The organism is Micromonospora sp. CA-246542 (assembly GCF_050942905.1).
In the GTDB taxonomy this organism is placed as follows: Bacteria; Actinomycetota; Actinomycetes; order Mycobacteriales; family Micromonosporaceae; genus Micromonospora.
Genome location: NZ_CP192040.1, coordinates 4,440,047 through 4,453,881, shown reverse-complemented (window position 1 = coordinate 4,453,881; position 13,835 = coordinate 4,440,047). Strand labels below are relative to the sequence as shown.

Below are 13,835 nucleotides of genomic sequence, written 5' to 3'. Positions count from 1 at the left end.
GTGGGCGACAGCGATCGCCGCGACGAGATCCTGTCGATCCTCGCCGACGTGGGCTACCGGAGCGTCGACGCCTCGCGTGAGCGCATCGACTCGCTGGAGCTCGCCCGGCTGGTCTACGAGATAGAGCGGCGCTACGGCCTCGACCTCGACCTGGACGACGACGAGCTGGCGGCCATGTCCACGGTGACCGGTGCGGCGGAGATCCTCAGTCGTCTTACCCTGTCGGCGGCGGAGTCGGAGTGACCCGCTCGACTGTCGTGGTCACCGGACTGGGCCTCCTGACGGCCCACGGCCGCGGCCCCGCGCCGCTGCTGGCAGCGGTGCTGGCCGGGAAGCCCGCGTTCGGCGAGGTCCGTCGCTTCGACCCGGGCCGTAGCCGGGTACGAGCGGCGGCCACCCTCGCCGACACCGGCGACCTGGCCGCCGAGGTGGTCGCCGTCGTGGCGGACGCCTGCGACGACGCCGGGTTGGCTCACCGGCGCGGCGAGTGCCCGCTGTACTTCGCCACCGGCACGGGCACCAGCGTCGTCCGCGCCGGAGGATCGGGCAACGGGCCGGCCGCGCTGGCCGCCACCGTGGCTCGGCGAAGCGGGCTCGGCGGCGTCGCGCGGGTCTACACGTCGGCGTGTGTGGCGGGCAGCACCGCGCTGGCCGAGGCCGCCTCGATGATCGCCCGGGGTCGGTGCGAGCGGGCCGTGGTCGCCGGGGCTTCCTCGTCGACGCCGACCACCAGGCCCTCTTCGACGCCGGTCGGGCCCTGTCCGACGACGGCGCCGTCCGCCCGTTCAGCAATGGCCGGCGCGGCATGCTGCTGGGTGACGCGGTCGTCGCCGTGGTGCTGGAGTCGGCGGCCGCCGCCCAGGGGCGGGGCGGTCGGGTGCGGTCCCGGCTGGCCGGCTGGGCCCGAGCCGGCGACGCCTACCACGTCTGCCAGCCCGATCCGGGTGGCGCCGGGATGACGTCGGCCATCCGTGCCGGCCTGGCCCGGGCCGGCGTGACGCCGCAGGAGTTGGCGTACGTCAACGCCAACGGCACCGGCACGACACGTGCCGATGCGTCCGAGAGCAGCGCGTTGCGCGTCGGCCTCGGCGCGGCGGCCGAGTCGGTGGCGGTGAGCTCGACCAAGTCCGTGCACGGGCACGCCCTGGAGGCGTCCGGCCTGCTGGAGTTCGCGGTCACCGCGCTGGCTCTCGACGCCGGCCGGCTGCCGGTCAACGCCGGCTTCACCGAGGCGGACCCGCAGTGCCCGGTACGGGTGGTGCGCGAGCCCGGCCCGATGGTGGGCCGGTACGCCCTGAGCTGCAACTTCGCCTTCGGTGGCGCCAATACCGCTCTGGTGCTGGGGGCGGTGTGACGGGCCTCGACACCGCCGGAGGCGCGGTCCGTGAGCTGGCCCGCGCGGCGTGGCCCGAGCCCGGCGACGCCGGCCGGCCACCCGCGGTCCGGGGGTTCGTCGCCTCGCCGTTCCCCCTGCTCGTCGTGGCCGTCGCCGGCCGCTGCCTGCGACGGCGTGCCGGCGCTGGTGCCGTCGGGCCGACCGCCGTCGTCCTGGTCAGCGCGTACGCCGACCAGGCCACCGCGGCGGCCATCGCCGGCGAGGTGGACGGGGGCCGGCGGGTGTCGCCGATGTACTTCTTCCAATCGGTGCCGAACTCGGTCCTCGGCCACGTCGCCACCGAGTGGGCCCTGACCGGACCGGTCGTGTCGCTCAGCCCGAGCGGCGATCCCTTCAGCGAGGGCCGCGCGGTGGCGGAGGGCCTGTTCGCCGACGGGGACGCGGCGGAGGCGCTGGTGATCGTCGTCGAGCACGACACCGACCCGGCCCAGCCCTCCGGCGCGACGGCCCTGCTGCTCGCGCCGGACCACGAGATGACCAGGCCGCCGACCGGCGGCGGACAAGGCGGTTGACATGACCGGATCGACCCGACCCTCGGCCACCATCACCGGTATGGGGCTGGTGACGCCCGTCGGGCGGGGGGTGACGGACTTCTTCGCGGCGATCTGCAACGGGCGTTCCGGGCTGGTGCGCCCGCCCGAGGGGCACGGCGCGGCCGCCGCGACGGAGGTGGTCGGGATCGCCCCGGACATCGACCCCACCACCGTGCTGCCGCCCAACGAGGTGCTGGCCGCCGACCGGTTCCTGATCATGGGTCTGGCCGCCGCCGACGACGCCATGCGCGATGCCGGCCTGGAGGTCGGCCGCGACGTCGACCCACTGCGAATCGCCGTGGTCGTCTCCAGCGGCGCGGGTGGTCTCACCACGTACGAGGCGCAGGCCAAGGCCCGCGAGGAACGCGGCCGCACCGCCGTGAGCGCGTACCTCTATCCGGGTTTCCTTCCCAACATGGCCGCCGCCCGCATCGCCATCAGGTACGGCATCCAGGGCTACAGCTCGTGCATCGCGACCGCCTGCGCGGCCAGCGCGCACGCCGTGGCGGAGGCGCTGCGACTCATCCGGGCCGGCGACGCGGACGTGGTCGTGTGCGGCGGGGCGGAGTCGCCGCTCGGGCCGACCGGCACCGCCGGTTTCGCCAACGCGCGGGCACTCGCCACCGGTTGGTCCGACCCGACGCAGGCGAGCCGTCCGTTCGACCGGCGACGCAACGGCTTCGTGCTCGGCGAGGGCGCCGGGATCCTGGTCGTCGAGCGCGCCGAACACGCGGACGCGCGCGGGGTTGCCGGCTACGCCGACATCATCGGATGGGGCGCCACCACCGACGCCTTCCACCCCACGTCGCCGCGGGCGGACGGCGCCGGCGCCGCGCAGAGCATGCGCCGGGCGGTCGCCGACGCCGGCGTCGCGCCCACCGACGTCGACTACATCAACGCCCACGGCACGAGCACCAAGCGGGGCGACCTGGCCGAGACCCGCGCCGTCCACAGCGCATTCGGTACGCACGCCCCGGCGGTCAGCTCCACCAAGGGTGTGACCGGGCACCTGCTGGGCAGCGCCGGAGCCGTCGAGGCGGCGGCGACGGCCCTGGCGGTCACCTACGGGATGTTGCCGCCGACCAACAACCTGGACGATCCGGACCCGGCCTGCGACCTCGACCACGTGCGGGGTCAGGCGCGTCCGGTCCGGCCCCGCGCGGTCCTGTCCAACTCCTTCGCGTTCGGCGGACACAACGTCAGCCTGATGTTCGGCCCGCCCTCCACGGCGCGGGTCCGGGAGGCGGACCCGGCGGCGGCGGTCACCACCACGGATCAACGATGAGAGGAGCGCGATGACAACGACGGAATTCACGCTGACCGACGAGGAGCGGGCCGCGCTGCCCACCGACGAGGACGTCCGGTCGTACGCCGAGCGGGGCTGGTACCTCAGCCAGAAGCTGCTCACCGACGACGAGGTGGACACGCTCGTCGAGGCCAGCGAGCGGTTCTACGCGGGTCACCGCGACCGGCGGTTGCCCCGGCGGCCGGCAAAGCTGGCCTACTGGGAGCCGGAACACGGCGACGTGCAGCGACACAACGACTACGTGCACTACGAGAGCGACGAGGTCGCCGCGATCCTGCGCAAGCCGATCATCGGCGCGGTCGCGGCGCGGCTGGCGGAGGCGGCCGAGATCCGGGTGTTCCAGAGCACCCTGATCCTCAAGCCGCCGAGCCCCGGCGAGCCGACCAACATCGTGCCCTGGCACTTCGACCGTCACTACTGGCAGACCTGCACCTCCGAGCGGATGCTGACCGCCTTCATCCCGATGCACGAGTGCACCGAGGAGATGGGCACGATCACGATGGTCGACGGCAGCCACACCTGGAAGGAGGTCGGCGGCGACGACAAGACCACGAGGCACTTCGCCGAGCGCGACCGTTCCGAGCTGGAGGATCTGCTCGTCAACAACGCCGAGTACAACGGCGCGCAGGTCAACAAGATCCCGATGCACATCCCCAAGGGCCACATGAGCTTCCACCACTGCCGTACGTACCACGGCAGTGGGGCCAACCGGAGTCCGCGCCCCCGGCGCGCCATCTCCCTGCACCTGCAGGACGGCGACAACCGCTACCGGCGGTTCCACCGCTCCGACGGCGACCTCGTCGTCTACAACCACGATTCCCTGGTACGCCGTGACGAGGCGGGTCTGCCCGACTACAGCGACCCGCAGTTCTGTCCGGTTCTGTGGCGCTCCTCGACCCCCCAGAGCGAGACGGCATGACCGTTGGCACGCCCCGGCCCGTGGCAGTCGCACGGGACCGGGGCGACAGCCGGCGCGATCCGCTGCTGTGGCCCGAGGAGTGCCTCTTCGCGGTGGCCCTCACGCTCGTCGCCGGGCTCGCCCTCGTCACCGGCGCGGTCTCCTGGGCGCTGATCGCCGCGTCGGCCGTGCTGGTCGGCGCGTCGATCGCCGGGTTCGCGCTGTCGCGGCGCAGGCGTACCGCCGCGTCCGGCGCGGCGGTACCGGCGGGCGGTCCGGCGAGGCTGGCCCGGCTCGCCGGCGGGGTGGCCAGGACGGCGGTGCCGTTCCTGTCCTGCCTGGTGATCTACTCGAGTCTGCGCGACATCACCCCGGAACTCGACTTCCCCCTCGTCGACCCCGCGTTGATCGAGTTCGACCGCGCGGTCTTCGGCGGCGACGTCAGCCGTTGGCTCAACGACACCCTCGGCTCACCCGCGTTGACGCTGTTCATGGCGATCTGCTACCTGAGCTACGGCCTGTCCCAGGCGGCGTACGCCATCTCCTCGTACGTGCGGGGTCATGCGCGCGAGTACCACGACTTCGCGCTCGCGATCTCGATCACCGCGGTGGTCGGCTACGCCGGCTACGTGCTGGTGCCGGGGGTGGGTCCGCACATCTACCAGACCGACGTCTACGCCGACCCGCTCCCCGGCCACGAGGGATCGATCGGCGGCGCGCTGGACGCCATCACCGCCGTCCAGGGTCCGGCGCGGGATCTCTTTCCCAGCCTGCACACCGCCATGACGGTGGTGCTGATGGTGTACCTGTGGCGCGACGCCCGGCGGCTGTTCTGGTGGTACCTGCCGATCGGCCTGGGTCTGGTGCTGTCCACGCTGTACCTGCGCAAGCACTACGCCGTCGATCTGCTGGCCGGGACAGCTCTCGCGGTGCTGGCCGTGGTGGTGGCCGGGCGGGTCAACCGCTGGTGGTACCGGCCCCGGATCGATCCACCCGCCGAACCAGCTCGGTGATTCGCCCCGTGACCACGTCGACGACCTGCGGATGGTCGAGGATGAAGTGCCCGCCGTCCACGACGGTCAGGTCGAAGCGTTGCGTCGTCTCCTGCTGCCAGGCCAGCGCCCCCGCCGCGTCGGCCATCCGATCGTGGCGGCCCACCAGGGCGGCGATCGGACACCCCAACGCCGCCCGGGGTGGGCGGGCGTAGGTCTCCGCCAGCCGCAGGTCGGTCCGCAGCACCGGCAGGGCGAGCCGCATCAGCGCCGGTTCGGCGAGGACCTCGGCCGGGGTGCCGCCGAGACGTCCCAGCGACTCGATCAGCCGGTCGTCGTCCAACGCGTGCAGGGGGCGGTGGGCGAGACCGGCGGCGGGTCCGTTGCGTCCCGCGACGATCACCAGTTCGGGGCCCGGGCCGGTGCGCGGCAGCGTCGCCGCCACCTCGTACGCCAGCAGCGCGCCGAAGCTCTGCCCGGCCAGGGCGTACGGACCCGACAGGCGGTCGCGCACCGCGTCGCACGCGGCGGTCACCAGCCGGGGCCAGTCGTCGATGGCCGGCTCCTGTCGGCGGGTGCCGTGGCCGGGCAGCTCCACCGGCTCGACGACCACCCCGGTCGGCAGCCACCGGCTCCACCTGGTGAAATGCGACGCCGAGCCGCCCGCGGCCGGGAAGCCGAACACCGTCAATGACGGCGGGCCCGAACGGCCGTTCTCCCGTGTTTCTTCGGCGACCAGGACGTGATCTATCAGCATTGACATCTCGCTTCTCGTCCGATGTACTTCAACGTACAGGGAAATCATCAGGCGGGGAATGGCCGCTACAGTTCACCGAACGGATGCGCGTGGGGGGTGCCGTGGGGATGCGCCGCGACCGTCGCTCAGCCGCCAGGGCAGGTGCCACCGACATCGCGGTGGTAGGCGTCGGTTGCCGGTTCCCCGGTGGAGTGGACGACCTCGACTCGCTGTGGCGCGTCCTGGACGAGGGGCGCGACGTCACCGGCCGCGTACCGGCCGGGCGGCCCGGCGCCGCCTCGCTCGAAGCGGTCGGCACCGGCGGGTTCCTGCCCGACATCGACCTGTTCGACGCCGAGTTCTTCGGTGTCTCGCCCCACGAGGCACGCGAGATGGACCCGCAGCAGCGGCTTCTGCTGACGCTCGCCTGGCGTGCCATGGAGCACAGCGGCGTGCCGCTGTCCGCCTGGGAGGGCAGCAACACCGGGGTCTACTTCGGCATCCTGGCGATGGACTACGCCGTCCTGCACGCCCGCACCCTCGGCGTCGACCACGTGGGCGCGCACTACGCCAGCGGCAAGGAGTTCAGCTTCGGGTCCGGCCGGGTGGCGTACACGTTCGGTCTGAACGGGCCGTGCATGACCCTGACCGCCGCCTGCGCGTCGTCGCTGCTGGCGGTGCACCTCGCCGCGCGTGCCCTGGCGGCGGGCGACTGCGACACCGCGCTGGCCGGTGGGGTCAACCTGATGGTCGGTCCGGAGCTGACCCTCTACATGCGACGCATCCAGGCGCTGTCACCGCAGGGGCTGTGCCGCCCGTTCGACGCGGACGCCGACGGCGTGGTGCGCGGCGAGGGCGGCGCGGTCGTCGTCCTCAAGAGGTACGCGGACGCGGTCGCCGACGGCGACCGGATCTGGGGCGTGATCAAGGGAAGCGCGACGAACCACGACGGCCGCAGCGCCGGCCTGACCGCGCCCAACGCCCTGGCCCAGGAGCAGTTGCTGCGCGACGCGCTCCGCGACGCCGACGTCTCGCCCGCCGACATCGGGTACGTCGAGGCCCACAGCACCGGCACACCGCTGGGTGACCCGATCGAGCTCAGCGCTTTGGCGGCGGTCTTCGGTCCCGAACGTGCTCCGGAGCGCCCGCTGCTCGTCGGCTCGCACAAGGCCAACTTCGGCCACCTCGACTCCGCCGCTGGCATCCTCGGCCTGCTCAAGGGCCTGCTCGTCGCGCGTACCGGGGTGGTGCCGCCGCAGATCAAGCTGGCGCAGCCGACGCCACGGTTCGGCTGGTCCGGTTCCGGGTTGGCGGTCCCCACCACCCGCACGGCGTTGCCCCACGCACCCCACCGCCTCACCGGCGTCAGCGCGTTCGGTCTGTCCGGCAGCAACGTGCACGTCGTGCTCGCCGCGCCCGCGAAGGAGCGCGCCGCGCAGCCGTCGCCGCCCGTGTCGTGGCCGGTGCTGGTGCTGTCCGGCCCCTCCGAGTCGGCCCTGGCCGACCAGGTCACCCGGCACGCGGCACTGCTCGACGACCTCACGACGGCGGAGCCCGATCAGCTCGGCGACCTGTTGTTCAGCACCGGCGCCCGGCGCAGTCACCACACGCACCGGCTCGCCGTGACCGGCGCGAGCGCCGCCGACCTGCGCGGCGCGTTGGCCGCTCACCAGGCCGGCGAGAGGTCCGCCAGCGCGGTCAGCGGCGAACTGCTGCACGACGGTCCGGCGTACGTGGTGCAGGTGTTCTCCGGCCAGGGCTCGCAGTACCCCGGCATGGGTCTCGACCTCTACCGCGCCGACCCGACGATGCGCGACACGCTCGACGAGTGCGACGCGTTGACCCGGCGGATCGCCGGGTGGTCGCTGCTGGAGGAGCTGGGTCGCCGCACCGGCAGCCGGTTGTCCGAGACCCGGTTCGCCCAACCGGCGATCTTCGCCATCCAGATCGGGCTCTCCCGGCTCTGGGCCCGGTGGGGTGTTCCGCCGGACTCGGTGGTCGGCCACAGCATGGGGGAGGTCGCCGCGGCCTGCGCGGCCGGCGCGCTGTCGCTGGAGGACGCGCTGCGGGTCATCGTGCTGCGGGGAGAGCTGTTGCAGCCGGCGTCCGGCAGCGGACGGATGGCCGCCATCGCGCTGTCCGCCGACGAGGTCACCGCCGCCATCGAGAGGTACGCCGAGGTGGTGATCGCCGCGGTCAACGGGCCTCGCTCGGTCGTGGTCGCCGGCCCGGCGGCCGCCGTGGACCGGCTGCTGGCCGACCTGACCGCCGCCGGGGTGCGGTGCGTGCCGCTGGCCGGCGACTACGCGTTCCACAGCCCGGCGGTCTCGGCGTACGGCGACGAGTTGGAGCGCCGACTCGACGGGCTGACCTTCGCCGAGCCGCGCGTGCCGATGCTGTCCAGCGTCGACCCGACCGGCGTCGTACCGGAGTTCGGGCCGGCCTACTGGGGCCGTAACGTGCGCGAACCCGTGCTGTTCTGGCCGGCGATCGACCGGCTGCTGTCCCGGCGGCCGGCGGTCTTCGTGGAGCTGGGTCCGCATCCGGTCCTGACCGGGCCGCTGGCGGCGTCACTCGTGGCCCGCTCCCGTCGGGGGGCGGCGATCGGCAGCCTGGTGCGGGGCCGTCCGCCGGTGGAGACCCTGACCCGGGCCCTCGCCGAGGCGTACACCGCCGGCGTCGCGGTGGACTGGGCGGCGGTGCACGGCGAGGGGCGGCGGTACCTGCCGCTGCCGCCGGTCCGGCTCTCCGAGGAGCGGTACTGGCTGCCGACCCCCGAGTCCGTGGCCCCGGCGTCGCCGCCGGCGGTGCGGGGAGGCTCCGTCGGCTCGGCGCAGGGTGCCCCTGGCGTCGCGGGCGTGGCGCTGGGCGAGCTGCGGGCCGAGGTACGCCTCATCGCGCCGGACGGCACCGTCGTGCAGACGCTGGCCGGGGTCGGCGTGCCGACGACCACCGCGCCCAACGGCGGCGGTGGCCAGGGTGGCGAGGCGGTCGGCGGTGCGGCGGCCAACGGCGCGACCGTCGGCGGTACGGATGCCGCGGGCGCGGGTGCCGGCGGTGGCGGGAGCGGCATCGGCGGCCGCGCAGCCACCAACGGGGCCGGCGCCCGCGCTCGCATTCCCGGGGAGCGGGAGCGGATGGCCGCCCTGGTCAACGATGCCGTCGCCGAGGCCCTCGGGTACGAACCCGGCCGCCGTCTGGCACGCGGGCGTGGCTTCTTCGAGCTGGGCATGGACTCGCTCGCCCTGGTCGCGCTCGTCAGCCGGCTCGAACGCGAGCTGGGCACCGCCCTCGGGGCTGCCGTCGGCATCGAGCACCCGACCATCGACGCCCTCACCGACCACCTCGTCGCCGAGGCGCTCCCGGCAGGGCCGCCACCTCCCGCCGAACCAACGGAGCCGCCCCGCCCGGCTGCGCCACCGCCGACCGCCCCGGCGGTGGCTGTTCCGGTCGCGCCGGTCGTACGCGGGCCGGCCGAGCCGGTGGCCATCGTGGGCATCGGTTGCCGGCTGCCGCGGGCCGACGGTCCCGAGCAGTTCTGGCGGCTGCTGTCCGACGGGGTCGACGCCACCGGCGACGTGCCGGCGGACCGGTGGGACGCCGAGGCGCTGCTCGGTGCCGGGCCCGGCGCCCCCGGCACCGTGGTCACCCGCCGTGGCGGCTTCCTGGACCGGGTCGACCTGTTCGACAACGCGTTCTTCCGGATCTCGGCCCGGGAGGCCCGGGCCATGGACCCGCAGCAGCGCCTCTTCCTGGAGGTGGCCTGGGAAGCGCTCGAGGACGCCGGGGTCACGCGGGAGCACCGGCGATCCGCCCGGGTCGGCGTCTTCGTCGGCATGAACACCACCGACTACCAGCAACTGCTCACCCGGCGAGCCCGCGACGTCGACCTCTACTACGGCACGGGTAACTCCTTCAGCGGCACGGCCGGCCGGTTGTCGTACTTCCTGGACGTTCGCGGCCCCAGCCTGGCGATCGACACGGCCTGCTCGTCGTCGCTGGTCGCGGTGCACCTGGCCGTGCAGAGCCTGCGCGCCGGGGAGGCCGACGTCGCGCTCGCCGGCGGGGTGAACGTGATGGTCCGGCCCACCGTGCACCTGGCCATGTCGGCCGCGGGCGCGCTGTCCACCGACGGTCGCTGCAAGACGTTCGACGCCAGCGCCGACGGCTACGGGCGCGGTGAGGGCGCCGGCGTGGTGGTGCTCAAGACACTCGCGCAGGCCGAGCGCGACGGTGACCGGGTCTACGCCGTGATCAGGGGCAGCGCGGTCAACCACAACGGCGCGAGTGGCGGCCTGACCGTGCCCGGCGGCGAGGCACAGGAGGAGCTGATCCGCACGGCGCTCGCCGCCGGTGGCGTCGCCGCGTCGGACGTGGACTACCTGGAGGCGCACGGCACCGGCACGGTGCTCGGCGACGCCGTGGAGCTGCGGGCGATGGCGCGTGCGCTCGGCGGCGGGCGGCAGCCGGACCGGCCGCTGCTGGTCGGGTCCGTCAAGACCAACATCGGCCACCTGGAGGCGGCCGCCGGTATCGCCGGGCTGATCAAGACCGCGCTGGCGCTGCGACACGGCGAACTGCCCGCACACCTGCACGTCACCCGTCCCACTCCGCAGGTGGACTGGGCGCGGCTGCCGGTCCGGATCACCACGTCCACGACGGCGTGGCCGGCCACCGGCGGGCGGCCTCGGGTCGCCGGGGTGAGCGCGTTCGGATTCACCGGGACCAACGCCCACGTGGTGCTCAGCGGGCCAGCGAGCCCGGCGTCGCAGAACGGGCACCGGACACCGGGCGTCGCCGCGTCGTCCGGGGCCGGCGCGATCATCTCCGGCCGGGCTCACCTCCTGGTCCTGTCGGCCGCCGGAGACGGCGCCCTGGCCGCCGCGCGGGAGAGCTTCGCCGACGTGCTGTCCGCGCGGGCCGGCGGGGACATCGCCGACATCTGCCACACCGCGGCGACCCGCCGCGCTCACCTGGAGCACCGGCTGGCGGTGGTCGGTCGCGGGATCGCCGACCTCGCCGCCGGGCTGTCCGGTGGCGACGGCGCGCACCAGGGCGCGGCGTCTGACGAGGCCGAGCGCCTGGTCCTCGTCTACGGGGACCGCGCGCCGGTCGACTGGCGTGCCCTCGATCGCGACGAGCCCGCCTTCCGGGCCACGTTGGACGCGCTCGACGACAGCGGCGCGCTGCGTACGGCGCTGACCGCCGGCGACGCGGATCGCGGCGAGCCGGCCGCCGTGCTGGCCGTCCAACTCGCGCTCACCGCCGTCTGGGAGGCATACGGGGTACGGCCCGACGCGGTCGTCGGACGTGGCGTCGGTGAGTTGGCGGCGGCGTGCGCGGCGGGTGCGCTCGACCGGGCGCGGGCGATCGGCGCGGCGCTCGACGGCACGACCGTCACCGTGGCGGCACCCACCGACAACTCCTCGGCGCCCGTGCTGTGGCTGGCCTCGGCGGGCGGGCCGGTGTCCGGGCCGCACCCGGTGCCCGCGCGGTCACCGGCGTCGGGCTGGGACGCGCTGGCCGCGTCGCTCGCGGCGGCGGGGAGCGGGTGTGGCTCGCGGTCGACGGCGGGCCGGACGCCGCGGCCGTCGCCGCGGGCGGGGAGGCGAGCCTCCTGGCGGTCGGAGCGGATCTGGGCCGTCCGGAGGGATTCCTCGACGTCGTCGCCCAGCTCCACGTGGTCGGCGTCGGCATCCACTGGGAGAGGCTGTTCGGCCGTCGACCGTACCGGGCGGTGCTGCCGCGCTACCCGTGGCAGCGACGCCGGCACTGGGCGGACACGTCGGACCCGGCGACCGGTTCGGCGGCCGTCGCCCAGCGGTCGGCCTCCGCGACCACGACGCCGGCCGTCCCGACCACTCCGGCTCTCCCCGCCGCCACCCTGCCCGCCGATGTCCGGGAACGCTGCGCCGCGCGCACGTTCACCGTCCGCTGGCGTCGCGTCCTGCCGCCCGCCCCGGAGGCGGCGGCCGGGCGGTGGCTCGTCGTCCCGCTTACGGCCGCGTCCGTCGAGGCGGGTCAGCGGGTGGCCGACGGCCTGCGGCTGGCCGGCGTCGAGGTGACCTGGCGGCCACCGTCCGCCGGCTCGGGCCCCGACGACGACCGGGCCGGTAGTCCGACCGCCGGCGTGGGGCAGGGCGACCTGCCGCCGTGGGCCGATGTTCCGCCGGACCACGGGATCGTGCTGGTCGCGGCGGCCGCACCCGGCAGCGTGCCGGTCGAGGTCCTGGTAGCGGATGTCGTGCGGGCAGCCCGTCAGCTTCGCTCCGGACTCGACGTGCCGCCCGGGCGGTTGCGCGTCGTCACCGCCGGGGCGTACCAGCCGACCGGTGCCGGCGAGGCGGACCCGGCGCAGGCGGCGGTGTGGGCGGCCGGGCGGGTGCTCGCCATGGAGGCCGCGCCCGGGTGGGGCGGTCTGGTCGACGTCGACCCGCGCCTGCTCGGCACCGCGCCGCCTCCGGCGGACGACGAGGCGGACCAGGCAGACGACGAGCCGGGCCAGCGGGACGCCGGCTGGACTCCCGGCGACGCTGCCGGACTCGCCGGTGCGCTGACGGCGCCGCGTCGGCCCGCGACCGACCCGGCCGAGGACGAGCTGCTCCTGCGCGAAGGAGCCTGGTACGCCGGACGGTTGTCGACGGCAGACCCGCTGCCGACCGCGCTGCCCGAGTTCGACTGTGATCCGGACGCCTGGTACCTGGTGACCGACGCGCTGCACCCGGCCAGCCGACCGTTCGTGGACGTGCTGGTACGCCGTGGCCTGCGTCGGCTGATCGTCGGGGAAGCCACTCCGCTCGACGCGACCCCGCTCGACGCCACGCCGTCCGACGGCGCGTCCCCGGGGAACGTACGGCTCACCGAGCTGGCAGCGGCCGGCGTGGAGGTGCGACGGATCGACCTCGCTGCGGCGGACCGTAGGGCGGACGAACGATCGGCGGCGGACCGCGCGGCCGATCTCGCGGCCGACCTGACGCCGGACGCGTTGGGCGCCCCGCTCGGTGGCGTGCTGCTCGTCGGGATGCCCGCGCCGGCCGCCCCGCTCGACACCCTCGACGAGGGCGCGGTGGCGTCGGGCGTGCGCTGGGCTGAGGTCGTACACCGGCTGGACCTGGCGACCCGTGACCTCGCGCCGCCGCTGTTCTGCGTGACCGGCGCGGCGGCCGCGGTCTGGGGGCCACCGGGATGGCCGCGCGGGCCGCCGCCGAGGGCGCGGTCGACGCGGTGACCACGGCGCGGGAGCAGGCCGGTCTACCCGTCCAGGTGGTGCGGTTCATGCCCGTCGACGACCCGGCCGAGCTGTCCCGCCGGGATCGGATGGTGATGGTCGACAGCGGTCTGCGGCCGCTGGCCGGCGCGGAGGTGGGCGAGGCCTTCGAGGTGGCGCTCCGGGCGGGCCTGACCCAGGTCACGGTGGCGGACGTGGACGCGCCCCGGTACGCGCGGGTGTGCCGGGAGCGGGCCGACCGCGCGTTCCTGGCCGAGGTGGGCGTCGAGTCCGTGGCGCGCGACGGCAGATCCCAGGAGGCGGGGCCGCCGGTCGCGCCGCTGGCCGCCGTCGTGCTGGCGCTGCCGGCCGAGCAGCGGGCCGAGCGCCTGTTGGAGGCGGTGCTCGACGCGGTGGCCGAGGTGCTGGGCGAGGCGTCCGGAGTGGACGTGCTGGCCCACCAGGGATTCTTCGACCTCGGCATGGACTCGGTGATGTCGCTGAGCCTGCGCGGCTGGTTGGAACGCGCGCTGGGAGTGGACCTGCCGGCGACGCTGACGTTCGAGTTTCCCAATGCGGCGGCGCTCACCGACCACCTGCTGACGCTGCTCGATCCGGCCGCCGACCCGGCCCGGTCGAGCACGCCGGCCACCACGCCCGCCACCACGGCGACCGGCGTGCCCGACGACGCCGACGATGACCTGGCGGCGATGTCCGAGGACGAACTGATCGCGCGGCTGTCGGCCGCGCTCGCGGAGGGGGGCTGA

Annotated in this window: 9 protein-coding genes and 1 pseudogene; 9 read left to right on the top strand and 1 reads right to left on the bottom strand. The window is 74.8% G+C overall.

What is annotated here, in order from left to right; all coding sequences use genetic code 11:
- The 6 genes and pseudogenes from ACQP0N_RS20735 to ACQP0N_RS20710 all read left to right on the top strand — a co-directional run bounded on the left by ACQP0N_RS20735 (nucleotide 1) and on the right by ACQP0N_RS20710 (nucleotide 5,146).
- Nucleotides 1–243 carry a hypothetical protein gene (locus tag ACQP0N_RS20735; RefSeq protein ID WP_355047917.1) on the top strand — a complete coding sequence of 81 codons (243 nt, stop codon included), beginning with the start codon at nucleotides 1–3 and terminating at the stop codon, nucleotides 241–243.
- Nucleotides 240–1,354 (top strand): annotated as a pseudogene (locus ACQP0N_RS20730) (beta-ketoacyl synthase N-terminal-like domain-containing protein). The gene ACQP0N_RS20735 and the pseudogene ACQP0N_RS20730 overlap by 4 nt, the downstream one beginning before the upstream one ends.
- Nucleotides 1,351–1,908, top strand: coding sequence for a beta-ketoacyl synthase chain length factor (locus ACQP0N_RS20725; protein WP_433113234.1), 558 nt, complete (start codon nucleotides 1,351–1,353; stop codon nucleotides 1,906–1,908). Before ACQP0N_RS20730 ends, ACQP0N_RS20725 begins: the two are co-directional and overlap by 4 nt.
- A 1-nt stretch (nucleotide 1,909) precedes the next feature.
- Nucleotides 1,910–3,214 (top strand): beta-ketoacyl-[acyl-carrier-protein] synthase family protein, encoded by a 1,305-nt coding sequence (locus ACQP0N_RS20720; protein WP_433113232.1) that lies wholly within the window; start codon nucleotides 1,910–1,912, stop codon nucleotides 3,212–3,214.
- A 10-nt stretch (nucleotides 3,215–3,224) separates the two neighbouring features.
- A complete protein-coding gene (locus tag ACQP0N_RS20715; RefSeq protein ID WP_433113229.1) occupies nucleotides 3,225–4,154 on the top strand; it encodes a phytanoyl-CoA dioxygenase family protein in 930 nt (309 codons plus the stop codon).
- Nucleotides 4,155–4,174: 20 nt separating this feature from the next.
- Entirely contained in the window at nucleotides 4,175–5,146 is a 972-nt protein-coding gene (locus tag ACQP0N_RS20710) for a phosphatase PAP2 family protein (protein WP_433113226.1), read from the top strand.
- Here the strand turns inward: ACQP0N_RS20710 and ACQP0N_RS20705 are convergent.
- Nucleotides 5,091–5,888, bottom strand: coding sequence for a thioesterase II family protein (locus tag ACQP0N_RS20705; RefSeq protein ID WP_433113223.1), 798 nt, complete (start codon nucleotides 5,886–5,888; stop codon nucleotides 5,091–5,093). The two genes, ACQP0N_RS20710 and ACQP0N_RS20705, sit on opposite strands and share 56 nt — an antisense overlap.
- A gap of 101 nt (nucleotides 5,889–5,989) precedes the next feature.
- Between ACQP0N_RS20705 and ACQP0N_RS20700 the strand changes: the two genes are divergently transcribed.
- Genes ACQP0N_RS20700 through ACQP0N_RS20690 form a run of 3 tightly spaced genes read left to right on the top strand, consistent with a single transcriptional unit; the run spans nucleotide 5,990 to nucleotide 13,835 of the window.
- Nucleotides 5,990–11,926 carry a type I polyketide synthase gene (locus ACQP0N_RS20700; protein ID WP_433113220.1) on the top strand — a complete coding sequence of 1,979 codons (5,937 nt, stop codon included), beginning with the start codon at nucleotides 5,990–5,992 and terminating at the stop codon, nucleotides 11,924–11,926.
- Entirely contained in the window at nucleotides 11,890–13,089 is a 1,200-nt protein-coding gene (locus tag ACQP0N_RS20695; protein ID WP_433113217.1) for a hypothetical protein, read from the top strand. The genes ACQP0N_RS20700 and ACQP0N_RS20695 overlap by 37 nt, the downstream gene beginning before the upstream one ends.
- The gene (locus ACQP0N_RS20690) at nucleotides 13,047–13,835 is read left to right on the top strand and encodes an acyl carrier protein (RefSeq protein ID WP_433113214.1); all 789 of its coding nucleotides are present in this window, start codon (nucleotides 13,047–13,049) and stop codon (nucleotides 13,833–13,835) included. The genes ACQP0N_RS20695 and ACQP0N_RS20690 overlap by 43 nt, the downstream gene beginning before the upstream one ends.

Bases quoted from the DNA above. Each gene is read 5' to 3' on its own strand.
- ACQP0N_RS20690 (WP_433113214.1), top strand. From the start codon at position 13,047: ATGGCCGCGCGGGCCGCCGCCGAGGGCGCGGTCGACGCGGTGACCACG.
- ACQP0N_RS20700 (WP_433113220.1), top strand. From the start codon at position 5,990: ATGCGCCGCGACCGTCGCTCAGCCGCCAGGGCAGGTGCCACCGACATC.
- ACQP0N_RS20705 (WP_433113223.1), bottom strand. From the start codon at position 5,888: ATGTCAATGCTGATAGATCACGTCCTGGTCGCCGAAGAAACACGGGAG.
- ACQP0N_RS20715 (WP_433113229.1), top strand. From the start codon at position 3,225: ATGACAACGACGGAATTCACGCTGACCGACGAGGAGCGGGCCGCGCTG.
- ACQP0N_RS20720 (WP_433113232.1), top strand. From the start codon at position 1,910: ATGACCGGATCGACCCGACCCTCGGCCACCATCACCGGTATGGGGCTG.